The sequence below is a fragment of the Inquilinus sp. OTU3971 genome (genome assembly GCF_038440215.1).
In genome coordinates, this window is record NZ_JASATH010000138.1 from 1 (window position 1) to 22,141 (window position 22,141).

21 protein-coding genes are annotated in these 22,141 nt (G+C 71.3%); 8 read left to right on the forward strand and 13 right to left on the reverse strand.

The window, feature by feature from the left end; genetic code table 11:
- Positions 1 to 129: 129 nt before the first annotated feature.
- Both AAHM41_RS27875 and AAHM41_RS27880 read right to left on the reverse strand, forming a co-directional pair.
- Entirely contained in the window at positions 130 to 1,026 is an 897-nt protein-coding gene (locus AAHM41_RS27875; protein WP_342239874.1) for an NAD(P)-dependent oxidoreductase, read from the reverse strand.
- A 31-nt stretch (positions 1,027 to 1,057) separates the two neighbouring features.
- Complete coding sequence (locus tag AAHM41_RS27880) at positions 1,058 to 2,251, reverse strand: acetyl-CoA C-acyltransferase (RefSeq protein WP_342239875.1); 1,194 nt, start codon at positions 2,249 to 2,251, stop codon at positions 1,058 to 1,060.
- A 38-nt stretch (positions 2,252 to 2,289) separates the two neighbouring features.
- On the opposite strand from AAHM41_RS27880, the gene AAHM41_RS27885 reads away from it, so the two are divergent.
- Positions 2,290 to 3,501, forward strand: coding sequence for a cupin domain-containing protein (locus AAHM41_RS27885; protein ID WP_342239876.1), 1,212 nt, complete (start codon positions 2,290 to 2,292; stop codon positions 3,499 to 3,501).
- A 96-nt stretch (positions 3,502 to 3,597) separates the two neighbouring features.
- The gene (locus AAHM41_RS27890; RefSeq protein WP_342239877.1) at positions 3,598 to 3,993 is read left to right on the forward strand and encodes an OmpA family protein; all 396 of its coding nucleotides are present in this window, start codon (positions 3,598 to 3,600) and stop codon (positions 3,991 to 3,993) included.
- 65 nt (positions 3,994 to 4,058) lie between these two features.
- Here the strand turns inward: AAHM41_RS27890 and mscL are convergent, their stop codons facing one another.
- Entirely contained in the window at positions 4,059 to 4,478 is a 420-nt protein-coding gene (mscL, locus tag AAHM41_RS27895; RefSeq protein ID WP_342239878.1) for a large conductance mechanosensitive channel protein MscL, read from the reverse strand.
- Positions 4,479 to 4,735: 257 nt separating this feature from the next.
- Between mscL and AAHM41_RS27900 the strand changes: the two genes are divergently transcribed.
- The 3 genes from AAHM41_RS27900 (at position 4,736) to AAHM41_RS27910 (ending at position 6,534) form a co-directional block, all read left to right on the forward strand.
- Complete coding sequence (locus tag AAHM41_RS27900) at positions 4,736 to 5,269, forward strand: gamma-glutamylcyclotransferase family protein (protein WP_342239879.1); 534 nt, start codon at positions 4,736 to 4,738, stop codon at positions 5,267 to 5,269.
- Between the two features lie 125 nt (positions 5,270 to 5,394).
- Positions 5,395 to 5,628 carry a hypothetical protein gene (locus tag AAHM41_RS27905; protein ID WP_342239880.1) on the forward strand — a complete coding sequence of 78 codons (234 nt, stop codon included), beginning with the start codon at positions 5,395 to 5,397 and terminating at the stop codon, positions 5,626 to 5,628.
- A 36-nt stretch (positions 5,629 to 5,664) separates the two neighbouring features.
- Entirely contained in the window at positions 5,665 to 6,534 is an 870-nt protein-coding gene (locus AAHM41_RS27910) for a metallophosphoesterase family protein (RefSeq protein WP_342239893.1), read from the forward strand.
- Here AAHM41_RS27910 and AAHM41_RS27915 read toward each other — a convergent pair.
- The 10 genes from AAHM41_RS27915 to AAHM41_RS27960 form a co-directional block, all read right to left on the reverse strand.
- Entirely contained in the window at positions 6,500 to 7,210 is a 711-nt protein-coding gene (locus tag AAHM41_RS27915) for a 4'-phosphopantetheinyl transferase family protein (protein ID WP_342239881.1), read from the reverse strand. The two genes, AAHM41_RS27910 and AAHM41_RS27915, sit on opposite strands and share 35 nt — an antisense overlap.
- A 13-nt stretch (positions 7,211 to 7,223) precedes the next feature.
- Positions 7,224 to 7,640, reverse strand: a complete 417-nt coding sequence (locus AAHM41_RS27920) for an EVE domain-containing protein (protein WP_342239882.1) — start codon at positions 7,638 to 7,640, stop codon at positions 7,224 to 7,226.
- Positions 7,641 to 7,716: 76 nt separating this feature from the next.
- Positions 7,717 to 8,694: an NAD(P)H-dependent glycerol-3-phosphate dehydrogenase gene (locus tag AAHM41_RS27925; protein WP_342239883.1), complete on the reverse strand. Its 978-nt coding sequence runs from the start codon at positions 8,692 to 8,694 to the stop codon at positions 7,717 to 7,719.
- Positions 8,691 to 9,746, reverse strand: a complete 1,056-nt coding sequence (gene tsaD, locus AAHM41_RS27930; RefSeq protein ID WP_342239894.1) for a tRNA (adenosine(37)-N6)-threonylcarbamoyltransferase complex transferase subunit TsaD — start codon at positions 9,744 to 9,746, stop codon at positions 8,691 to 8,693. The genes AAHM41_RS27925 and tsaD overlap by 4 nt, the downstream gene beginning before the upstream one ends.
- 73 nt (positions 9,747 to 9,819) lie before the next feature.
- Positions 9,820 to 11,013, reverse strand: coding sequence for a DUF3322 domain-containing protein (locus tag AAHM41_RS27935; RefSeq protein WP_342239884.1), 1,194 nt, complete (start codon positions 11,011 to 11,013; stop codon positions 9,820 to 9,822).
- Positions 11,010 to 14,414, reverse strand: coding sequence for an ATP-binding protein (locus AAHM41_RS27940; protein WP_342239885.1), 3,405 nt, complete (start codon positions 14,412 to 14,414; stop codon positions 11,010 to 11,012). Before AAHM41_RS27940 ends, AAHM41_RS27935 begins: the two co-directional genes overlap by 4 nt.
- On the reverse strand, positions 14,407 to 15,009 hold the full coding sequence (locus AAHM41_RS27945; RefSeq protein ID WP_342239886.1) for a DUF4194 domain-containing protein: 603 nt from the start codon (positions 15,007 to 15,009) through the stop codon (positions 14,407 to 14,409). Before AAHM41_RS27945 ends, AAHM41_RS27940 begins: the two co-directional genes overlap by 8 nt.
- Before the next feature lie 71 nt (positions 15,010 to 15,080).
- Positions 15,081 to 16,535 (reverse strand): DUF3375 domain-containing protein, encoded by a 1,455-nt coding sequence (locus tag AAHM41_RS27950; protein WP_342239887.1) that lies wholly within the window; start codon positions 16,533 to 16,535, stop codon positions 15,081 to 15,083.
- A gap of 155 nt (positions 16,536 to 16,690) precedes the next feature.
- On the reverse strand, positions 16,691 to 17,020 hold the full coding sequence (locus tag AAHM41_RS27955; protein WP_342239888.1) for a type II toxin-antitoxin system RelE/ParE family toxin: 330 nt from the start codon (positions 17,018 to 17,020) through the stop codon (positions 16,691 to 16,693).
- Complete coding sequence (locus tag AAHM41_RS27960) at positions 17,017 to 17,391, reverse strand: type II toxin-antitoxin system ParD family antitoxin (protein WP_342239889.1); 375 nt, start codon at positions 17,389 to 17,391, stop codon at positions 17,017 to 17,019. The genes AAHM41_RS27955 and AAHM41_RS27960 overlap by 4 nt, the downstream gene beginning before the upstream one ends.
- Between AAHM41_RS27960 and hemC the strand changes: the two genes are divergently transcribed.
- From hemC to AAHM41_RS27975, 3 genes are all read left to right on the forward strand, one after another.
- Positions 17,390 to 18,334, forward strand: a complete 945-nt coding sequence (gene hemC, locus AAHM41_RS27965) for a hydroxymethylbilane synthase (RefSeq protein ID WP_342239890.1) — start codon at positions 17,390 to 17,392, stop codon at positions 18,332 to 18,334. The two genes, AAHM41_RS27960 and hemC, sit on opposite strands and share 2 nt — an antisense overlap.
- A gap of 25 nt (positions 18,335 to 18,359) precedes the next feature.
- Positions 18,360 to 20,762 carry a uroporphyrinogen-III synthase gene (locus AAHM41_RS27970; RefSeq protein ID WP_342239891.1) on the forward strand — a complete coding sequence of 801 codons (2,403 nt, stop codon included), beginning with the start codon at positions 18,360 to 18,362 and terminating at the stop codon, positions 20,760 to 20,762.
- Positions 20,759 to 22,141, forward strand: a 1,383-nt coding sequence (locus AAHM41_RS27975; RefSeq protein ID WP_342239892.1) for a heme biosynthesis protein HemY, incomplete at its 3' end; no start/stop codon positions are given. The genes AAHM41_RS27970 and AAHM41_RS27975, both read left to right, overlap by 4 nt.

Below are 22,141 nucleotides of genomic sequence, written 5' to 3' on the forward strand. Positions count from 1 at the left end.
GATGTCCGACCTCTCCCGCAAGCGGGAGAGGCAATCTGTTCGTAAACCCGCCGTCGGTGTCGCCGATCGATGTGTGAATGCCCTCCCGCGAGGGGAGGGGGAGGATAAAGAGGGCGGGAAGCGGCTGGTTCAATCCACCTTCAGCCCCGCCGCCTCGGCGGCATCCAGGGCGATCGCGGTCCAGTCGAGGTCGCCGCGGCCGCGGGCGATCGAGCCGATGAAGCGCTCGCGCAGCACCGCGGCGAAGGGCAGCGGCACTCCTGCTTTCTCGCCGGCCGCCATGGCCAGGCCGATATCCTTGAGGCCGAGCGGCATGCGGAAGCCAGGCGGCGAGAATTTCCGGTCGACGATGAAGCCGCCATAGTTCTTATAGATCGGCGCGGCGAAGATCGAGCTGGAATACAGCTCATGCGCCTGGCGGGCGGAAACGCCGTGCTTCTCCAAGAGGGTGAAGGTCTCGGCCATCGCCTCGATCGCCGCCGCGATCATGAAGTTGCCGCCGATCTTGACGACATTCGCGGCCTCCGGCGCCTCGCCGAAATCGTGCACCGCCTGGCCCAGCGTCTCGAGCACCGGCCGAACCTTGTCCTTGGCCGCGGCCGGGCCGGAGACGGCGATCCAGAGCTGGCCGGAACCCGCCGCCGGCGGCCGGCCGAAGACCGGCGAACCGACATAGGCCGAGCCGGCCTCGGCATGGGCCTTCGCCAAATCGGCGGCGATCGCCGGGCTGACCGTGCTCATCGACACATGCACACCGTCCGGACCGAGGCCGGACAGGATGCCGCTGTCGCCGGTGGTCACGCCCTTCAGCGCCGAATCATCCGCCACCATCGACAGGACGATGCCGCCGGAAGCGGCCTCGGCCGGCGTCGCCGCCCGGACCGCGCCCTTGGCCAGCAGCGGCTCCTCCGCCGCGGGGCTGCGGTTCCACACCGCGACCGGCCAGCCCTGGTCGAGCAGCCGCGCCGCCATCGCCGCGCCCATGCTGCCGAGGCCGACCACGCCGACCTGCGTCTTCTCCGTCATCGTCCCGTCCTCTCGTTCCGGCGGCTCGCCGCTATGCCGCCACCCGCTCGATCGCCACCGCCGTGGCCTCGCCGCCGCCGATGCAGAGCGCGGCGACGCCGCGCTTGAGGCCATGGGTCTGCAATGCATTCAACAGGGTGACGATGATCCGTGCTCCCGACGCGCCGACCGGATGGCCGAGGGCGCAGGCGCCACCGTGGACATTGACCTTGTCATGCGGCAGGTCGAGGTCGCGCATCGCCGCCATGGTGACCACGGCGAAGGCCTCGTTGATCTCGAACAGGTCGACATCCTTCGCCGACCAGCCGGTGCGCTGGAACAGCGTCTCGATCGCCCCGATCGGCGCGGTGGTGAACCAGGCCGGCGCCCGGGCGTGGCTGGCATGGCCGACGATTTGCGCCAGGATCGGCAAGCCGCGCTTCTCCGCGTCCGACCGGCGCAGCAGCACCAGCGCCGCGCCGCCGTCGGAGATCGAGCTGGAATTCGCCGCCGTCACCGTGCCGTCCGGCCGGAAGGCGGGCTTCAGCGTCGGGATCTTCTCCGGCTTCGCGTTGCGCGGCTGCTCGTCGACCGTCATCACCACGTCGCCGCCGCGGCCCTTCACCGTCACCGCCGCGATCTCGCGGGCGAAGGTGCCGTCCTCCGACGCCTTGCGCGCCCGCTCCAGGCTGGCCAAAGCGAAGTGATCCTGCTGCTCGCGGGTGAACTGGTAGTGCTGCGCCGTGTCCTCGGCATAGGTGCCCATCAGCCGGCCGGGCTCATAGGCGTCCTCCAGCCCGTCGAGGAACATGTGGTCCAGCACCCGGCCATGGCCCATGCGGTAGCCGCCGCGGGCGCGGTCCAGCAGATAGGGGGCGTTGGTCATGCTCTCCAGCCCGCCGGCGACGCCGATGCCGACCGACCCGGCGGCGATGGCGTCGTGGATCTGCATCACCGCCTTCATGCCGGAGCCGCACATCTTGTTGACCGTGGTGCAGGGCACCGCGTCGGGCAGGCCGGCGCCGCGGGCCGCCTGGCGGGCCGGGGCCTGGCCCAGGCCGGCCGGCAGCACGCAGCCCATCACCACCTCCTCCACCGCATCGGCGGCCAGGCCGGCACGCTCCAGCGCCGCGCGGATGGCGACGGCGCCGAGCTGCGGCGCCTTCACATCCTTCAGCTCGCCCTGGAAGCCGCCCATCGGGGTGCGGGCCGCGCCCGCGATGACGACGGGATCATTCGCGCTCATGACATCCTCCGGTGTCTCGTTGACCGGATGCTAGCACGATGGAACCGCCGCTGGGCGAGGACCGATCGACCCAGTACAGTGCGCGCCGTCATTCCCTGGGCAACACCGCGGCCTCCATGACCGATCCCCTGCTCGGCGGCCTGTCCGCCGCCGATTTCCTGGCCCGCCACTGGCAGAAGGCGCCGCGGCTGATCCGCCAGGCGATCCCGGGCTGGGCCAGCCCGATCACGCCGGACGAGTTGGCCGGGCTGGCCTGCGAGGACGGGGTGGAGAGCCGCCTGGTCACCCGCCGCCGCGGCAAATGGGCGGTGCGGCACGGGCCGTTCGACGAGGCCGATTTCAGCAAGCTGCCGGCGAAGGACTGGACGCTGCTGGTGCAGGGCGTCGACCTGTGGGAGCCCGAGGTCGCGGCGCTGCGCGAGCGCTTCCGCTTCGTGCCCGACTGGCGGCTGGACGACGTCATGGTCAGCTACGCCCCGGCGGGCGGCGGCGTCGGCGCCCATGTCGACCAGTACGACGTGTTCCTGCTGCAGGGCCTGGGCCGCCGGCGCTGGCGGATCGGCGGCGCAGCCGAGATCCGGCCGGCCTGGGTGCCCGACCAGCCGCTGAAGCTGCTGGCCGATTTCCAGCCGGCCGAGGAGTGGGTGCTGGAGCCGGGCGACATGCTGTACCTGCCGCCGGGCTGGGCCCATGACGGCGTCGCCGAGGATGACTGCCTGACCTTCTCGATCGGCTTCCGCGCCCCGAGCGTAGCCGAGCTGGCCGGCCGCTTCGCCGCCGCCGTGGCCGATGCCGAGGATGAGGAGCGGCGCTATTCCGACCCCGACCTGGCGCCGCCGGCGAATCCCGGCGAGATCCCGGACGCGGCGATCGAGCGGGTGCGCGCGTATCTCGCCGACAAGCTGGACGACCGCCGCTTCCTGGCCGGCTGGCTGGGCAGCCTGCTGACCGAGCCGAAGGAGGAGCGCGAGGCGCCGCCGCCGCGCAAGCGCCGCCCGGCCGGGGCGCTGCGCCGGGCGATCGGCACCCGCCTGGCCTTCGCCCGCGATGGGGACGGGCTGGTCCTGTTCGCCGACGGCGAGGCGCATCCGGCTCCGGCCGAAGCGGCGGCCGATGCGGCGCTGCTTCTGTGCGGTGTCGGACGACTGAAGGCGGAGGAGGCCAAGGCGGCCTGGGCCGATCCGGCGGCGGCGGCGCTGCTGGATGCGCTGCTGGCCCAGGGCGCGATCGAGCCGGCCGGCAAGAGGTAACCCGCTTTCGACAACGCAGCGAAGCGGAAGCGCTTCTATCGGCCGGTCCGGTCAGGTAATGCTTCCTGACCAACAACACACGCGAACAGGTCGATCATGCCGATTGCAAGCCGTCGTGCGCTCCTGGCCCTGGTTCCCGTCCTCGTGATCGCCGCCTGCGCGCCCAAGGCCGGCGGCCCCTACGACATCTTCTTCACGGATGAGAGCGCCGAGCTGACGCCCGATGCGCGGGCGCTGGTCGCCAAGGCGGCGTCGGAGGCCAAGAGCTGGAACGCGAAGTCGATCAGCGTCGACGGCTTTGCCGGCAAGGCCGGCCCACGCGACACCCATGAGGCGCTGTCGGTCAAGCGGGCCGAGGCCGTCGCCGGGGCGCTGGTGGCGGACGGCGTCCCGCCGGCCCTGATCCACCGGGTCGAGGGCCATGGCGACGCCGGGGCCTTGCCGGACGTCACCGTCGGCGAGCGCCGGGTCGAGATCCGGATCGCCTACTGAGCCCGTCCCTCACTGTCATTGCCGGTCATCAAGCCCGGCAGTGACAGGAAGAGAGGTCGCAAACGTCAGCCGCGCTGGCTGCGCAGCGTGTCGCGGATCTCCTCCAGCAGCACCTCGCTGCGCGGCGGCGCGGCCGGGGCGGCGGCGGCTTCGGGCTTCTTCATGAAGCGGTTGACCTGCTTCACCAGGAGGAAGATGGCGAAGGCCACGATCAGGAAGTTGATGATGGCGTTGATGAAGACGCCGTAGTTGATCGTCGCGGCGCCGGCTGCCTTGGCTGCGGCCAGGTTCGGGTATTCGGTTCCCGAAAGATTGATGTAGTAGTTCGAGAAGTCGACACCGCCCAGCAGCACGCCGATCGGCGGCATGATGATGTCATTGACCAGGGAATTCACGATCGTGGTGAAGGCCACGCCCATGATGATGCCGACTGCCAAGTCGATCACATTGCCGCGGGCAATGAAGGACTTGAACTCCTGTAACATCCGCTGCCCCCAAATCTCTGTTGGTGGCCGATGCCGGCCGCGACATAAATGTATATAACTGATTTGCACCGGATCACAGAAAAACCTGCAAACATGCTGACAAAGCAGACAAAAGGTCCGATTGACGGCGCCAAGAAATCCTTGTGAATCACCTTGACATTCGGCGCCGCAGGATCAAATTGCGGCCCCTCGCTATTCCACAATGACGGGCGGCCGACCGGCCGTCGGAACCGCCCGGCCGGGAAGGGAAACGACCGATGCGCCTGTTCTTTTTCGGCACGCTGCAGGATCCCGACCTGTTCGCGCTGGTGATCGGCCGGCCGATGGCGGCCCTGGTGACGCAGCCGGCGACCCTGCTGGGCCGGCAGAGCCGCAAGGTCAAGGGCGAGAGCTACCCGATCCTGGTGCCGCATCCCGACGGCCGGGTCGACGGGCTGCTGGTCGAGGGCTTCACCGGCGATGAGATGGACCGGATGCAGTTCTTCGAGAGCGACGACTACGCGCTGCAGCCGGTGGATGTGGCGCTGGCCGACGGCAGCCGCGCCGAGGCGCAGATCTACGCCTCGACCGGGGCGCTGGAAGATGCCGGCGAGCCCTGGCATCTGGAGGCCTGGCAGGCCACCGAGAAGCCGCGCACGCTGATGCATCACGAGGCCTACATGTCGCTGTACGGCAAGATGAGCAGCGCCGAGGCCGCGCTGCGCTGGCCCGAGGTCAAGGCCCAGGCCGACCGGCGCTACGCCGAAGCCCGCGCCGAGCGGCACTTCGCGGAACGTCGACGACCCCGCTGAGCGGGCGCCTGAATGTGACACCCGTAGCCGTTCCGCCGGAATCAGACATGGCCCGGTAACGGCCGGCCACGACATTGCCCCTTGCCGGACATGCGGTCCGCCGCGTCGAGCGAGGGGTGAGTGTGATGAGACCGGACTGGCCGATCGCCGTGGGCCGGGTCGTTTCGAAGGTCGCGCAGGCCGTCATCGACGGCTTCGCCTTCTGTGCCCATGGCATGCATCCGGAGCTGTTCTGCCGGGCGGACGAGCCGGGCCGGCCCGCCCCCGACGCCCTGGCCGACGATGCGCCGCGCAGCTGGCGCTCCGATCTCGACGTCGAGCGGCACCGGGCCGTGTCGCTGCACCGGTTCAGGGGATAGCTGGCCAGATCGGCTCGGAGCGGCCAAGCTGTGGCCATGCGCCTCTATGCCATCAGCGACCTGCACCTCGCCTCCGACGCCAGCTTCGAGCGGCTCGACGCGCTGCCCGGCCATCCCGAGGACTGGCTGATCCTGGCCGGAGACATCGCCGAGACGGCGGACGGGCTGGGCCGCGCCTTCGCCGTGCTGGGATCGAAATTCGCCAGGCTGGTCTGGGTGCCGGGCAACCATGAGCTGTGGACCCGGGGCCGCAGCCCGGCCGCCCTGCGCGGGGTCGAGCGCTACGAATCGCTGGTCGCGCTGGCCCGCCGGCACGGCGTGGTGACGCCGGAGGATCCCTATCCGATCTGGCCCGGGCCGGGCGGCGAACACGCCATCGCCCCGCTGTTCCTGCTGTACGATTACAGCTTCCGCCCGGCCGAGCTGCCGATCGAGGAGGTCGTGGCGTGGGCGGCGGAGGAGAGCGCCGTCTGCGCCGACGAGCTGCTGCTGTATCCCGATCCCCACCCGACCCGGCAGGACTGGTGCCGCGCCCGGATCGAGGCCACCGCCGGGCGCCTGGCGGCGCTGCCGGCGGGGCTGCCGACCATCCTGGTCAACCACTATCCGCTGCGCCGCGACCTGGTGCGGATCCCGCGCATCCCGCGCTTCAGCCCATGGTGCGGCACGGTGCTGACCGAGGATTGGCACCGGCGCTTCCACGCCGCGGTCGCGGTCAGCGGCCATCTGCATGTGCGCCACACCGACTGGCGCGACGGCACCCGGTTCGAGGAGGTGTCGCTGGGCTATCCCTATCAGTGGGAGCAGGCCTACGGCGTCGGCGCCTATCTGCGCGAGATCCTGCCCGGCCCGCCCGAGCCGACGCCGGCTATCAGGGTGTCAGGGCAACGGGCCGGACCGCGATGACCGGCTCGCCCGCGGGCTTGCGCAGCGCCAGGCCCAGCAGGTGGCGGGGCGAAGGCCGCCACTGCCGGAAATGCCAGGCGGACCCGTCGACCGCGGGATCGAGGAAGCGCACCGCCGGCCGCTCCGACAGCGCCTCGACCACGAAGCTGTCCAGCGCGATGGTCAGGCCGCCGCCCAGCGCCTTCACATAGGCTTCCTTCACCGTCCAGATCGAGAGGAAGGCCTCGCGGCGCCGGTCCACCGGCACCGCCCGCACCGACGCCGCCTCCGCCGCGGCGAAGCGGCGGTCGGCGATGCGCGGCTCGACCACCCGGCCGAGCCATTCGAGATCGACGCCGATCACCGAGCCGGGCGCGGCGGCGCAGGCGACCATGCCCTCGGCATGCGAGATGTTGATGCCGATCGACCGCCCCTGCTCCGGCCGGCAGATCAGCGGCTTGCCGTGGTCGCCGATGGCGAAGTCCCACTCGCCGGCCGGCACCCCGGCGATCTCCTGCAGCAGCCGGCGCATCAGCGACCGGGCGGCGGCGAAGCGGCGGCGGTCGCCCGGCATGACGAAGCGCGCGGCCCGCGCCCGCTCCGCCGCGGTCAGGAAGGGCAGGCAGGCCTCGTAGAGGGCTTCGTCCTCCGGCACCTCGGCCGTCCAGACATGGGCGTCGGCAGGCGCGTCGCTCATGCCGCCGTACCCCTCACTTCGGGTCGACGCCGCCGAGCTTGCAGATGTGCTTCCACTCGGCGTCGCTGACCGGGCTAACCGACAGCCGCCCCTGGCGGATCAGGACGAGGTCGGACAGGGCCGGGTCGGCCTTCATCTGCTTCAGCGTCACCGGGGTCTTCAGCGGGCGGGAGGCCTGCACGTCGACCATGCCGAAGCGGCCGCTCTCGTCGCTCGGGTCCGGGTAGTATTCGCGCACGATCTCGACGATGCCGACGATCTCCAGCCCCTCATTGGAGTGGTAGAAGAACGCCTCGTCGCCGAGCTTCATCGCCTTCAGGTTGTTCGAGGCCGCGTAGTTGCGGACGCCGTCCCAATGGGTGCGCTTGGCCTTGACCATCTGCTCCCAGCCCCATTTGACGGGCTCGGATTTCACCAACCAGTGATTCACGATTCAGCCTCTCGGATCGACGGCGACGCGCGCCTCCGGGCGGGAACGCTAGCGGAAAGACTCCGCGGTTTCCAGGTCAGGCCTCGCGTTTCGCCGGGCGCAGCAGCAGGCCGGCGATGGCGGTGTCGATCGCGGCGCCGCGGTTCAGCACGGCGTCGACCGCCGCGGTCACCGGCGCCTCGACGCCCGCCTGCGCCGCCAGCCCGGCCGCCGCCGCCGCAGTCCACACCCCTTCGGTGACCGACCGGCGCTCGCCCAGGATCTCGGCCAGCGGCCGGCCCTGCCCCAGCGCGATGCCCAGCGAGGTGTTGCGGCTGGTGGCGCTGCAGGCGGTCAGCAGCAGGTCGCCGAGGCCGGACAGGCCCATCAGCGTCTCCGGCCGCGCCCCGAGCCCGGCGCCGAGGCGCGTCATCTCGGCCAGGCCGCGGGTGACCAGCGCCGCCCGGGCGTTCTCGCCCAGCCCGCGTCCGGTGACGATGCCGGCGGCGATCGCCAGCACGTTCTTCAGCGCGCCGCCGAGCGCGACGCCGCGCAGATCCTCGCTCCAGTACAGGCGCAGCGTCTTGTGGCCGAGGCTGCGGGCCAGGGCGGCACCGGTGTCGGCATCGGCGCAGGCCAGGGTCAGGGCGGTCGGCAGGCCGCGCGCCACCTCGGCGGCGAAGCTGGGGCCGGACAGCAGCGCCGGTGCCGCCTCCGGCCGCACCTCGGCCGCGACCTCATGCATGAACCGGCCAGTCGCGGTCTCGATGCCCTTGGCGGTGATCACCAGCGGCCCCGGCCGCGGCGGCAGCCGCTCGAGGATCGCGCGCAGATGCTGCGCCGGCACGGCGAGCACGCGCAGCCCCTCGGCCGCGGCGAGGTCGGCGGTGACTGCGATCCCCGGATGCAGTGCGATGCCGGGCAGATAGGCGGGGTTCTCGCGGCTGTCCTGCATCGCCGCGGCGCGGTCCGGGTCGCGGGCCCACAGCACCACCCTGTGCCCGGCCCCGGCGAAGCTCTGGGCCAGCGCCGTGCCCCAGGCGCCGGCGCCGATCACCGCGATCCGGCGAGTCAAGCCTTCACCCCGGCGCCGATCGCGGCCGTGGCGGTCGGATCGAGCGGCCAGCGCGGCCGCGGCGCGCAGTCGAGCCCGTCGACCAGGCCGAGGCGCAGCCGCTCCAGCCCGGCCCAGGCGATCATGGCGCCGTTGTCGGTGCACAGCGCCAGCGGCGGCGCGACGAAGGGCAGCCCCGCGGCCGCCGACACCTCGGACAGGCGGGCACGCAGCCGCTGGTTGGCGGCGACGCCGCCGGCCACGACGAAGGCGGCGCCGACCGGATGCTCGGCCCGGAACCGGGCGATCGCCCGCTTCGCCCGGTCGGCCAGCGAGGCTGCCACCGCCTCCTGGAAGGCGGTGCAGAGATCGGCGACGTCCTGCGCCGCCGGCGGCTGCGGCAGCCCGGCGACGGCGCGGCGCACCGCGGTCTTGAGGCCGGAGAAGGAGAAGTCGCAATCCGGCCGCCCGACCATCGGCCGCGGCAGGGCGAAGCGCTTCGGGTCGCCGCTCTTCGCCGCGGCCTCGACCAGCGGCCCGCCGGGATGGCCGAGGCCGAGCATCTTGGCGACCTTGTCGAAGGCCTCGCCGACGGCGTCGTCGATGGTGGTGCCCCAGCGTCGGTAGCGGCCGACGCCCTCGACGCAGAGCAGCTGGCAATGGCCGCCGGACACCAGCAGCAGCAGGTACGGGAATTCGACTCCGTCGGTCAGCCGCGCGGTCAGGGCATGGCCTTCGAGATGGTTGACGCCGAGAAAGGGCAGGCCGCGGGCGGCGGCGATGCCCTTGGCGGTCATCACCCCGACGGCGACGCCGCCGATCAGCCCCGGCCCGGCCGTGGCGGCGATACCGTCGACCGCGTCGAGGCCGATCCCGGCCTCGGCCAGCGCCCGGCGGACGACGCCGTCGAGATGCGCCAGATGCGCGCGTGCCGCCACCTCGGGCACCACGCCGCCATAGGGGGCGTGCTCCTCGATCTGGCTGAGCACGACATTGGCGAGGATGCGCCGCTGGTCGTCGACCAGCGCCGCCGCCGTCTCGTCGCAGGAGGTCTCGATGCCGAGCACGATCATGATCGGCCCGATATAGGCGGTCCGGCGGCGCGGCGAAAGGACCGGGCGGCGCAGGACCGTGCCGGCGGCAACGTCATCCGCGACCCGGACCGCCCGCGAGGCGGCGCAGCCTATCCGTGACCCAGGCAAATCCCACCCGCTCCTGCTCCAGCCGCAGGTTCGGGCGAATGCGGTTGTGGCGCAGATCGTCGAACAGGGTGCGCTCCTCAGTTCCGAGCCGAGTCAGGTCGTGGGTCACCTGATCGGGCTCCTCGCCCCAGTGCAGCTGGTGCGCGGCCAGGATCTCGCGGTCCATCATGAACGACGACGCATGCCCGAAATGGCGGCGCAGCCGGTCGAGAATGGCAAAGCCGTGCGTGTCGATGTCGCCCCAATAATGGATCGCGCTCCCCGCCAGCCAGCGAGCCCGGGCCAGCGCGTCCCAGCCGTAGCCGGCGCCGAAGACCACGATGCCGTTGCGGACCGGCGGAAAGGCGAGGAAGTTGGTCTCGTTCTCGGTGATAAAGACGCGCGCGACCGGACAATCCAGGGCCGCGAAGCTGTCGGCGTCCAGCGTGATGTCGGGGCGTGCGATACCGGGCAGCAGCCGGATGCCGTCGTCGAGCACGCGAAAGCGGATGCGGACGGGCTTGTCCAGGAAACCGTAGCGGGCTGCGAATTGGCCGATGCCGGCCCGGTCGGGCTGCACGGCCTCCGGCGGCAGCACGAGGTCGAGCAACTCGGACAGGACCGCACGATGCGCTTCGATGAACTTGCTGTCGACGCCGGGAACGTCGACCTGACGCAGATAGATGCCGGGGCGCGGGTGATCGGCCAACCAGAGCACGACGGCGATCAGGCGCTGCCACCGATCGGCAAGAGCGACGGCCTGCACCGGACGCCTGGCCAGCCAGGGCAGCAGGGCCGGGGCCAAGGTCCTCGCCGATTCGACCATCTGCCGCAACCGCTCGCCCTCGTGGCGGCTGCCCAGCAATGCGAGCGCGCCGTCCAGCGCGTCGACCCAGGCCTGGACGGGCAGGCGCTGCAGGCCGTGGACGCGGTGGCGGACCTCGCGCCACTCGATCCGGACATGCGGCATTGCCGCGAGATCCGCGGCCCAGGCCCGCACGGCCTCGAAGCGATCGGTCAATTCGGACGAACTCGGACCCTTCAGGACGAGGCGCAGAGGGAACGTCGCTTCGCCGGTGACCAGGGGCCGCAGCAACTCCCCCCGATCCCACAGCCGCGACAACTGGGCCTTCAGGTCGCGCGGCGTGGTCCAGCTCATCCCGGCAGGTCTGCCGCCGCCAGCACCTCCGCCGGCGCCATGTAGGACGCCTTTCGCGCCTGGTATTCCTCGATCGTCAGCATGAGGAGCTTCGAGGCGCGGCCGTCTTCGTTCTGAACGAAGCCCACGCTCGACACGAACGGCTCGATGATGTGGATCTTCTGCAGCGGCGTGATGATCAGCAGTTGCAGGTTGAGCTGCCGGAACAGCCGGAGGCCGTATTGCGCCGATTCGTCGGAGCCGCGTCCGAAGGCCTCGTCGATGACGACGAAGCGGAAGGAGCGGGAGCGCGCGGCCCCCCACTCCAGTCCGAACTGATACGCCAGGCTGGCGGCCAGGATCGTGTAGGCCAGCTTCTCCTTCTGGCCGCCCGACTTGCCGCCGGAATCGGAATAGTGCTCGTGCTCGGCCCCGTCCTCGCGCCAGCGTTCGCTGGCGGCGAACAGGAACCAGTTGCGCACGTCGGTCACCTTGGCGGTCCAGCGACGGTCCTGCTCGGACAGGCCCTCCCGCCCGCGGAAACGATCGATGATCGCCTTGACCTGCAGGAACTTGGCTTCGGAATACTGGGAATCCTCGGCACCGGTCAGCGCCCCTTCGGTGCAAGCCCGCAGGCTGGCCTGGAAATCCCGGATCTCGGCATCCGGGCTGGGTTGAGATTCCAGTATGATGTAGCGTCCGGAGTTGTAGTCGATCTGCGCCAGCGATTCGTTGATGCGCTCGATCCGCAGCTTGATGGTCTCGCGCTCGCGGGCCAGCTGGGCGTTGAAGTTGGCGATCTCGTTGATCGTGTTGACGTTCAGCAATTCCTTGAAGCGGGCAACGAAGCGCGGCAGGTCGTCCCGGTTCAGCTGATCGAGCAGTGCCCCGTACTCGGACCCGGCGTCGAGGCTCGCGTCGATCTCGGCGGTCTCGAGCTTGAACTCGTCCTTGAAGGCCGACATGGCCTTGATGATCTTCTCGGTCAGGCGTTCCAGCTTCTTCCGCTCGGCATCGATGGCGGCCTGGAGCCAGGTACGAACGTCGTGTTCCCGGTTGTCGCAGGATTCCACGGTAAACTGGCGGTCGCCCAAGGCCTCGGCGCGCATGGTGTCCAGCCGCTGCGACAACGCCTCGTCGGCCGCCGCGTCCCGTACCAGCTCCTGCGCCTGCTGCCGTAGCGCTTCGGCATCGCTGCGGCGCTGCTCGACCTTGGAGCGCGCGTCCCTGGCCTGCCCGAGATCCCTCTCGATCTGCTTCAGATCCTCATTGGCCTGCCGGAACTGTTCGTCCAGTTGCTTCAGCTTGTCCGAAGCCGATGCCAGCTGCTCGTGCTCGGCCTGCAGCACAGTGATCTCCGAGGCCACGCTCGCCCAATCGAGCTCCTCGAAATCGGCGAACTCCTCCAGCTTCGCCAGGGCCTCGAGCCGGGATGCCAGCCCCTTTCGCTCGACTTCGACCGCGGCGATGCGGCCGGCAACCTGCGCCAGATGTCCTTCGAGCTGCCGCCTCTTCGCCTCGAGCGCCGCGATCTTCTCGGTGTTGGTCCAGCCCAGCACGTAGCGGCTGCGGTCGTCGATGCGGTGGCGGTCGTCCTTCTCGTGCCGCCCGTTGGGATCCTTGATCTGGCCGGCGCGCGTGAGGGCGCGAGATTCGCGCCGGAACTCGTCCTGCGTCGCACAGCACGCGAAGTCGAAGCGGTGGGCGAGCTCTCGTTCCAGCCAGTCGTAGAACGGCGAATCAGGCTTGACCGCCAGCTTCCGGACCAGGGAGTCGCGGTGCAGGTCGGGAAGATCGGCCGGCCGGCGCGGGCGGACGTGGAAATAGACCAGCCGGCCGCGCAGGTGGTTGCGGTCCACCCAGTCGGCGACCTCTCTGTAGCAGCCGTCCGGCACCAGCAGCGACAGGCCGAAATTCCGCAGCACCCGCTCGGCTGCCCCCTCCCAGTCGCGATCCGCGTCGCGCACCTGGATCAGCTCACCGGCGAACGGCATCTCGTCCTCGGCGATGCCAAGCGCGTCGCACAGGGCGGCGCGGATCTGGATCTGCCGGTCGTCGATGTTGCTGCGCCGCCGCTTCAGGCTGTCGATCTCGGCCTGCAGCCCGTCATGGTCCAGCTTGCCCTGGCGCAGGGTTACGCCGTGTTCGGTCATGCTGTTCTGCAGATCCGCGTCGCGGCCGCGCAACTCGTCATGCAGCGCCGCAAGACGAAGGCGCTGGCCGGCGAAGGTCGCAATGTCGGCAACGGCCGGTTCGCCCAGGATCGCCGTCAGCTCACCATGCCGCCGCGCCTTGGCCTGACGGCCCTCCCGCAGGGCCTGCTTCCTCTGGATCTCGGCCGCCAGCCGCTCCAGCCGGTCCCCGCCGTTCTCGGCGATGGCCTGCCTGATCTCGCCGAGCCGGATCTGCTGTTCGCCATGCTGCGTCTCGAGACGCCGGACCTCGCCGTCGAGCCGGGTCCAGTCGTGTTCCAGCGCGACCAGGCGCTTGTCGAGCAGCCCCAGCTTCAGGCCCGCGAAATATCCCCGCAGCGCCTCGCGGCAGCGCTCCAGGTCGCCGACCTCGCGGGCCACCGCAGTATGCCGCCCGCAATCGGCCACGAGCGGCGTCAGCAGCTCGACCTGCCGCTGCGCCTTCAGGACCGCCCGATGCGCCCGGTCGAGGTCGTCGAAATGGGTGATCAGCGCCTGGATGCGCGGGGCCACCTCGAACGGCTCCAGCATGTGGTCGCGCACGAAATCGGTCAGGTTGCCGACCGACTTCATCGACACCGTCTGGTGGAACAGCTCCAGCGCCTGATCGCTTTCGATGCCGAAGCGGCGGCGGAACCATGCGCCGTAACGGGGAAAGCCGTCCTCGATCTCCGCCCCCGCGGCCCGCAGCCTCCGGCGCAGCTGGGTGAGGTCCGACCCGAACTGCGTGAAGTCCGCCGCGATCGAAAGCTCGCGCTCCGCCCCGACGAAGAAGCGGGCCGGCTGCGCCTGGGTGTCCTTGATCCAGAACACCTGCGCCAGCGTCACCGTCTGGTCGTAGCCGGCGTTGTGGAAGACCCCCAGGATGACGGAGTAGCTGTTGTGATCGCGCAGGCTCACCGGCTTGGCCGTCCCGGTAGCTTCGTTGCGCTCGGACTTGTAATGCCCGAGCACGTAGGAGCGGAGCGTGCGCTCCTTGGCATCGGCCCCGGCGGCCTTGTTGTAGGCGACGCGATGCGCCGGCACGAGCAAAGTTGTTACCGCGTCCACCAGAGTCGATTTGCCGGATCCGATGTCGCCCGTGAGCAGGCCGTTGCGGCCATCGAGGGTGAGTGTCCAGATCCGGTTGTGGAACGTCCCCCAATTGAAGACCTCGAGCCGCTTCAGGCGGAAGCCAGCGAGCGTCTCTTCGGCCGCGGCGTTGAGGAGGAGGGGCAACTGGTCATTCATCGACGTCTCCCGCGGCTCGCTCCCCACCGGCGAGATGGGCCTGATAGTCGGCCAGCCGGGCGTCGAAGTCGGCCAGCCACTGGGCGTCGACGAAGGCCTTGAGGATGCGCCGGACCTCGAAGCCGGCCGGCCCCACGACCATTCCGCCGCCGGGCTTGAGGCGCCGGAGGAAGCCGAGTTCGACGACCTTGTTGATCTGCGCGTCAATCTGGTCGATCAGCCTGGCTTCGTTGCTGCTGTCGGGCAGGAAGACGCGGACGAGTTCGAGGATCTCGTCCCGCGTCAGCACCAGGCGCGTGTCGCCGCCGCCGGCGTCGAATTCGACGAGCTTCTTGCGCAGCAGCGCCAGCAGCAGGCTGACCGGGAACGACAGCGGCCGGCGCGCGACCAAGCGCCGCAACCGGGGGCCGGCCTCGTCCTCCGCCGGTTCCGGCCGGCTCTTGAGAAAGGCATAGCCTTCGGCCTCGTCGAGCACCAGATCGAGGCCGAGCACGGCCATGTAGTCGCGCAGCCGGGCCTGGAGATCCAGCAGCGCCCCCCACAGCCGCTCGTCCTCCTCGCGATAGACCACCCCCTTGAGCAGGGCGACCGCCAAAGTCGAGAGATCCGGCCGCCCCGGGGATGCCGCCGCTGCGGCGGTTCGCGTGTGGTCTCCCTGGTCCATCCTCATCTCACGAAAACGATCCGCGGCAGCCGGGCCTGCCGGTGTGCGGATCGGCCGTCCCGGCCCACGGTCGTCCATGCGATCAGGTCGACGGCACCGTCGACGACCTCGGTCCTGAACGAGTCGGCGCCGAGCTGCAGATAGGCCACCAGCTCCGCCAATCCCTGCTGCAGGGGCTGGGCCTCGATCAGCTCCCGCAGCGTCACCTGCGGGCGCGCCTGCAGGGCATGGCGGATGTGACGCATGAGCCGCGGCTTGTCGATCACGACCTGGTCGTAGAGCTCCGACGGATCGATATCACCGTCCTCTTCCTGCAACGCGATCTCCGCGATCAGCGGGCGCCGCGCCGGGGCATACAGGGGCCGTTCCAGTGGCAGTTCGATGGCCGCGGCGGGCTCGGCGATGCTGGCCACGTCCCCTGGCGGCGGCGACTGCCGCAGCGCGATCGCCTTGGTCTCGATGCCGTGCAGGATGTCCATGATCCTGCGGTTCTCGAGCCAAGCTTGGTCGTCGAGAAAGCGCCGCAGCTGCTGCGACAGCAGCGCCACCGTGCGCTGAGTGTGCTCGCCGGCTTCCAGCCAGTCGTAATGGACCCGCCGCATGCGGGCGTCAGGCGCCAGATCGGCCACCGCCGGCAGGGCCAGCACCCGATCCAGCAGCCCGGTCAGCTCCTCCTGCCTTCGGCTGGACATCAGGAAGTCCCAGAACGCCCGGAAGCTGCGGCCCTGATCGGAATCGCCGATCGCGTCGTGCTCGCCCATGATCTCTTCCAGCAGGGTGCCCTTGGCTCCCTCCCACAAGGCGATCCGCTCCCGCACCCTGCGGTCCAGCTGCCGGAAGTTGTGCTCCACCTCTCGGAAGTCGGCCAACAGCTCGCGCGCGAGCTGGGTGAACTGCTGGAACCGGTCCTTCAGGGCGGTGTCGTCCAGCAGCGGCACGCGACCCGCCTGCACCTGCGCGATCTCGGCATCGATCTCGTCGCGCCGCCGCCGCAGCTCGGCGACGCGCTTCACCGGATTGGCTTCGCTGCCTTCGCTCATCTGCCGCAACAGCTCGAACAAAGTCAGCAGGCGGGATTCGGTGCCGACGAAGCCGCGTTCCGACAGCTGGCCCAGCCAGGTGATGGCCTTTTCGGCAGCCGGGGTCAGGTCGAATTGAAGCTCGTCCGTTCCGGCACGGTAGAACTTGCGCAGCCATCCCTTGTCCGGGCCGGCCCAGTCGTTGAGATAGTCGAGCGCCGGCCTCGGGAACCGGTCCTCGCCCCAGCGCTGGCGCAGGGCGTACAGCTCGTCCTCCAACGCCTCGGCGAGGTCCGCCGCCGCGATGATGCGCGTGTTGGGCGCGACGAAGACGCGATGCAGGAAGCCGATGGCGAGCGAGGCGTGATCCGAACGCAGCAGCCGCCACGCCGGATGATGGGCGCGTAGGGCTTCGAGCGCGTCGAAATCGAACACCATCGCGCCAGCCTAGCGTTTCCGAAGAGACGTTCAATCCGGCAGCAGCTTGCCGGGGACGGTATCGCCAGATACGAACAAAAGCCGAACATGGATCTCGCTTCCCGTCAAGCTCATTGTCCGACCGCAGCCGCCCGGACCGCAGAGCCCGGTAGACCTCAGAGGGTCTCGGGCTCCCGCATCCAGCTCGGGATGTCCCGCTCGCCATGCAAGACGCGCCAGACGTCGATGTGCTGGTCACGCTCGACGTAGAAGACCAGATGCGGGTAGCGCACCAGCGGCCAGGAACGTAGCCCTGGCAGGTTCAACTCATGGGCGTAGCGAGGAGAACCGGCGGCAGGATGACGGCCGATGTGAGCGTAAGCATGCTCCAGCGCATCGACGAAGCCGATAGCGGCCTCTATCGCATCCTCATCCAGGTAGTAGGCAATCACCTCATCGATATCCCGTCTCGCCAGATCGCGGGGGACGATAGGCTTGGCCTTCACTCTCCGCGGCGGGGTTTCGACGCCTTGCGAATCCGGTCTCGCAAGCCTTCGAAATAGGCGGCGTCGACAGGGGAGGTGAGCGGGGACTCGGCGCCCGCGAGCAGGAGACCACGAAGCCGCTGGCGGTCCTGATCCTTGCGGATCAACTCGCGCACATACTCGCTGCTGGTGCCGTAGCCGCGCTGGCTGACCTGCTCGTCGACGAAGGACTTCAGGCTTTCGGGCAGCGATATGTTCATCGTGCTCATGATCGGAAGAATGGGCTTCTTGGCAAAAATTGGCAAGCCGATCATCTCGCCGACCGGCCACGTCGCCGCAACCGCCCCGCGCGGCTTGCCCGGCGGGCGCCGGGCTTCTAGAAGTCGGGCCATGGACACCGTTCTCCGCATCGGCACGCGCGGCAGCGCCCTTGCCCTCGCCCAGGCCGAGGAGACGCGGCGGCGTCTGATCGCGGCGCATCCGGCCCTGGCGGCCCCCGGCGCGGTCGAGATCCAGGTCGTCCGCACCACCGGCGACCGGGTGCAGGACCGGCCGCTGTCCGAGATCGGCGGCAAGGGGCTGTTCACCAAGGAGATCGAGGACGGCCTGCTGGACGGCAGCCTGGACATCGCCGTCCATTCGATGAAGGACATGCCGACCCGACTGCCGGACGGGCTGATCATCGGCGCCCTGCTGCCGCGCGAGGACCCGCGCGACGCGCTGTTCGCCCGCGACGCCGCCCTGGCCGGCCCCGCCAGCCTGGCGGCGCTGAAGCCGGGCGCGGTGGTCGGCACCTCCAGCCTGCGGCGGCAGGCCCAACTGCTGGCGCTGCGGCCCGACCTGCGGGTGGTGCCGTTCCGCGGCAATGTCGACACCCGCCTGGCCAAGCTGGATGCCGGCACGGTCGACGCCACCCTGCTGGCCCTGGCCGGGCTGAAGCGGCTGGGCCGGGCCGACCGGGTCTCGGCCGTGCTCGACCCGCAGGAGATGCTGCCGGCCGTGGCCCAGGGCGCCATCGGCATCGAATGCCGCGAGGCGGACGACCGGGTGCTGGCCCTGCTGGCCCCGATTCACGACCGCGACACCGGCGACCGGGTGGCGGCCGAGCGCGCGCTGCTGGCGGCGCTGGACGGCAGCTGCCGCACCCCGATCGCGGCGCTGGCCGAGCTGGGGCCCGGCGACACGCTGACCCTGACCTCCCGCGTCGCCCTGCCGGACGGCAGCGAGATGCATGAGGACCGGCGCAGCGGTCCTCGGTCCGAGGCGGCACGGCTGGGCACCGAGGCCGGCGAGGCCCTGCGCCGCCGCATCGGCCCGCGCTTCATGGCCGGATGAGGGCCCCCTGGATGGACGCAACCGGATGACGCGCTGGCTGGTCACCCGGCCGCGGGAAGAGGCCGAGCGCTTCGCCGATGCGATGCGCGACCGCGGCCTCGACCCGGTGGTCGCCCCGATCCTGGAGATCGAGCCGGTCGATCCCGGGCCGATCGACCTCGGCGACGTGCAGGCGGTGCTGGCCACCAGCCGCAACGGCATCGACGCCTTCGCCCGGCGGGTGAAGCGGCGCGACCTGCCGGTGCTGGCGGTCGGCGACGCCACCGCCGAGCTGGCCCGGTCGCTCGGCTTCCGCGACGTCGCCAGCGCCGCCGGCGACGGCGACGACCTGGCCGATCTGGCCCGCGCCCGGCTGGACCCGGCGGCCGGGGTGCTCCTACATCCTTCGGGTGAGGAGGTGGCGCGCGACCTGCCCGCCCTGCTGGCCCCCGCCGGCTTCACCGTGCGGCGGATCGTGCTGTACCGCGCTCGCCCGGCGGCGGCGTTGCCCTCGGCGGCGGTGGCGGCCCTGACCGACCCCGGGCTGGCGGGGGTGGTGTTTTTCTCTCCCCGCACCGCGAAGGTCTTTGCTACCCTCGCGGCCCGGGTCGAACTGACCCATCGCCTCGCCGGGCTGACGGCGGTCTGCCTGAGCCCGGCCGTCGCCCAGGCGCTGGATCCGTCGCCCTGGCGGGCGGTGCGAGTCGCGGACAGGCCGGATTCGCCGTCGCTGCTGGCGCGGCTTTCCGATTTTCCCGCTGAGCAAGAGACGAGGACGGCGAACGGTATGGACCCGACCCCCGACAAGCCAGGCGAAGCAGCGGCCCCGAGCCCTGACTCCCAGCAGCCGGACGATGTGTCGGCCACCTCTCAGGCTCAGCCCGAGTCCCCCGACACGGCCGGCGAACCCGCCGCGTCGCTCCCCGAGGAGGCCCAGGGCCTGCCGAGCGAGGGGCCGCTGACCCCGACCGAGCGGGTGATCGAGGCCTTCGGCGGCATCCGCCCGATGGCCGCCAAGCTGACCGTGCCGGTGACCACCGTGCAGGGCTGGAAGCGGCGCAACGCCATCCCGGAGCAGCGCCACGCCGACATCCTGGCCGCGGCCAGGACCCATGGCATCGCGCTCGACCCGGCCGAGCTGGCCCGCACCCGCCCGGCGACGCCGGAGGAAGGCGCGCCCGAGCCGGTCGAGCTGTCCGAGCCGGAGACTCCGCCCGGCCCGCCGCGGGTCGGCCCCCCGACCATCCCGCCGCCCCCCCCGGCCGAGCCGCCGGGCAATCCCGCGCGCTCGGCCTGGTATGCCGCGGGCGTCGCCGTCCTCTTCGCCGCGATCTCGGTCACGGCGCCGATGTGGTCGCCGAAGCTGTTCGGCCCGGCCACCCCGACCCCGGCGCCGCAGGGGTCGCCGACTTTGGGCGACCGCGTCGCCTTCATCGAGAAGCGCCTGGCCGACCTGCCCTCCGGCACAGCCGAGGCGATCGACGGGCTGGGCAAGCGGGTCGAGGCGCTGGAGAAGCCGCCCGGCGGCCCGCTCGACCCCGCCGCGATCGAGAAGGGCCGCGCCGACCTGGCTGCCCGGGTCGACACGATCCAGCAGAAGCTGGACCAGCTGGCCGGCACGGCGCCGCAGCAGGCCCAGCAGCCCCCCGCCCAGCCGGCGGCCCCTGCCCCGGCCGCGCCCGCGCCGGCCCCCGAGGCCGTGGCGGCGCTGGAGGCCCGGGTCGCGGCGCTGGAATCGGCCCAGGCCGCGGTCAAGACGCTGGGCGACACCGTCGCCACCCTGTCGTCCGGTTCCCAGGCCAATGGCAGCACCCTGGCGGCGCTGCAGCAGCAGGTCGACGCGGTCAAGGCCACGGTCGAGCGGCTGCGCAACAGCGACACCGGCGCCCAGGCGCTGAGCCTGGCCGCCGGCCAGCTGCGCAGCGCGCTGGACACCGGCGCGCCGCTGGACGAGACGCTGGCCCTGCTGCGCGGCCTGGCCCAGAACGATCCCGGCCTGGCCAACGCCGTGTCGGCGCTGGAGCCGGCGGCGAAGGGCGTGCCAAGCCGCGCCGCCCTGGCCACCGGCTTCGTCCAGGCGGCGGAGGCGGCGCGCAAGGCCGACCAGCCGGAAAGCGGCGACTGGGTCGACCGCAGCCTGTCGGTGGTGCAGGACCTGGTCACGGTCCGCCCGGCCCCGGGCGAGGTCGAGGGCACCGACACCAACGCCGTGCTGGCCCGGGCCGAAGGCCGGCTGCAGCGCGGCGACCTGGCCGGCGCGGTCGAGGCGGTCGAGGGCCTGAGCGGCCCCGCGGCCTCGGCGATGGCGCCCTGGCGCGGCCAGGCCGAGGCCCGGCTTTCGGCCGAATCGGCGCTGCAGAGCCTGTCCGCCCTGGCGGTGCAGCGCCTGGCCGCGGCGAGCAGCGCTGCTGCCGGTTCCGGTGACACCCAGCCCCCGAAGACGCCATGAAGCGTCTGCTGATCTACGCCCTCAAGCTGGCCATCCTGATCGCGGTCGCGGTCTGGCTGGCGGACCGGCCGGGCCATGTCGAGATCCAGTGGCAGGGCCGGGTGATCGAGACCTCGGTCGCGCTGCTGGTGGCGGCCGCGGCGGCGCTGATGCTGCTGGCGGCGTATCTGTACCGGTTCTGGCGCTCGCTGCGCCGGGCCCCGGGACGCTTCGTCGAGGGCCGCCGCTTCGCCCGCCGCGAGAAGGGCTATCGCGCCCTGACCCGCGGCATGGTCGCGGTCGCCGCCGGCGACGCCGAGGCGGCGCGGCGCTTCGCCCGCAAGGCCGATGTGCTGCTGGACGAGCCGCCGCTGACCCTGCTGCTGTCCGCCCAGGCGGCGCAGCTGGCCGGCGACGACACCGCCGCCACCCGCTATTTCGAGGCGATGCTGCGCCGGCCGGACATGGAGTTCCTGGGGCTGCGCGGCCTGTTGAACCAGTCGCTGCGCCATAAGGAGTCGGTGCAGGCGCTGGAGATGGCGCAGCGCGCCCGGTCGCTGCGGCCGGACGCGGCCTGGACCCACCGCGCCTGCTTCGACCTGGAGGTGGCGCAGCACCGCTGGGCCGACGCCCAGCTCAGCCTCGCCCATTCGGTGCGGGTCAAGGCGATCTCGGCCGAGGACGGGCGGCGCTTCAAGACCCGCATCCTGGTCGAGCGCAGCCGCGAAGCCGAGGAAGCCGGCAACCTGTCCCAGGCGCTGGACTTCGCCCACAAGGCGGTGGGGCTGGAGCCGGACTTCGTGCCGGCGGCGCTGCAGGAGAGCGCGCTGCTGCAGCGCACCGGCCGTGACAGCCAGGCCGCGCGCCTCCTGGAGAAGAGCTGGGGCCGCGCGCCGCATCCGGAGATCGCCCGCGCCTATGCCGCGCTGGGCCCGGCCGACGAGGGCACGCTCCTGAAGGTCAAGCGGCTGGAGAAGCTGGTACGGCTGCGGCCGGATTCGGCGACCGGCCTCCTGACCCTGGCCGAGGCCGAGCTGTCGGCCCAGCTCTGGGGCAGCGCCCGCACCCATCTCCTGAAGGCCGAGCAGGTGGCGCCGTCGCGGCGCGTCTACCGCCTGCTGGCCGATCTGGAGACCGCCGAGCGCAACGACCCGATCGCGGCGCGCAGCTGGCTGACCAAGGCGCAGACCGCGGCGCCGGACGAGGTCTGGGACTGCGATTCCTGCGGCGCCCAGGCCCAGCGCTGGTCGGCGCTGTGCGACCATTGCCACGGCTTCGACACGCTGGCGTGGCGCCTCCCCGGTCCCGCCCGTGGCCTGGCGCCGACGCCGGTCGAGATCGACGCCTTCCTGCCCGCGCCGGTGCCGGCGGCCGCCGGCACGGCCGTGGGCCCCGCCCCC

Bases quoted from the DNA above. Each gene is read 5' to 3' on its own strand.
- AAHM41_RS27875 (WP_342239874.1), bottom strand. From the start codon at position 1,026: ATGACGGAGAAGACGCAGGTCGGCGTGGTCGGCCTCGGCAGCATGGGC.
- AAHM41_RS27880 (WP_342239875.1), bottom strand. From the start codon at position 2,251: ATGAGCGCGAATGATCCCGTCGTCATCGCGGGCGCGGCCCGCACCCCG.
- AAHM41_RS27885 (WP_342239876.1), top strand. From the start codon at position 2,290: ATGGAACCGCCGCTGGGCGAGGACCGATCGACCCAGTACAGTGCGCGC.
- AAHM41_RS27890 (WP_342239877.1), top strand. From the start codon at position 3,598: ATGCCGATTGCAAGCCGTCGTGCGCTCCTGGCCCTGGTTCCCGTCCTC.
- mscL (WP_342239878.1), bottom strand. From the start codon at position 4,478: ATGTTACAGGAGTTCAAGTCCTTCATTGCCCGCGGCAATGTGATCGAC.
- AAHM41_RS27900 (WP_342239879.1), top strand. From the start codon at position 4,736: ATGCGCCTGTTCTTTTTCGGCACGCTGCAGGATCCCGACCTGTTCGCG.
- AAHM41_RS27905 (WP_342239880.1), top strand. From the start codon at position 5,395: ATGAGACCGGACTGGCCGATCGCCGTGGGCCGGGTCGTTTCGAAGGTC.
- AAHM41_RS27910 (WP_342239893.1), top strand. From the start codon at position 5,665: ATGCGCCTCTATGCCATCAGCGACCTGCACCTCGCCTCCGACGCCAGC.
- AAHM41_RS27915 (WP_342239881.1), bottom strand. From the start codon at position 7,210: ATGAGCGACGCGCCTGCCGACGCCCATGTCTGGACGGCCGAGGTGCCG.
- tsaD (WP_342239894.1), bottom strand. From the start codon at position 9,746: ATGATCGTGCTCGGCATCGAGACCTCCTGCGACGAGACGGCGGCGGCG.
- AAHM41_RS27935 (WP_342239884.1), bottom strand. From the start codon at position 11,013: ATGAGCTGGACCACGCCGCGCGACCTGAAGGCCCAGTTGTCGCGGCTG.
- AAHM41_RS27940 (WP_342239885.1), bottom strand. From the start codon at position 14,414: ATGAATGACCAGTTGCCCCTCCTCCTCAACGCCGCGGCCGAAGAGACG.
- AAHM41_RS27950 (WP_342239887.1), bottom strand. From the start codon at position 16,535: ATGGTGTTCGATTTCGACGCGCTCGAAGCCCTACGCGCCCATCATCCG.
- hemC (WP_342239890.1), top strand. From the start codon at position 17,390: ATGGACACCGTTCTCCGCATCGGCACGCGCGGCAGCGCCCTTGCCCTC.
- AAHM41_RS27960 (WP_342239889.1), bottom strand. From the start codon at position 17,391: ATGGCCCGACTTCTAGAAGCCCGGCGCCCGCCGGGCAAGCCGCGCGGG.
- AAHM41_RS27970 (WP_342239891.1), top strand. From the start codon at position 18,360: ATGACGCGCTGGCTGGTCACCCGGCCGCGGGAAGAGGCCGAGCGCTTC.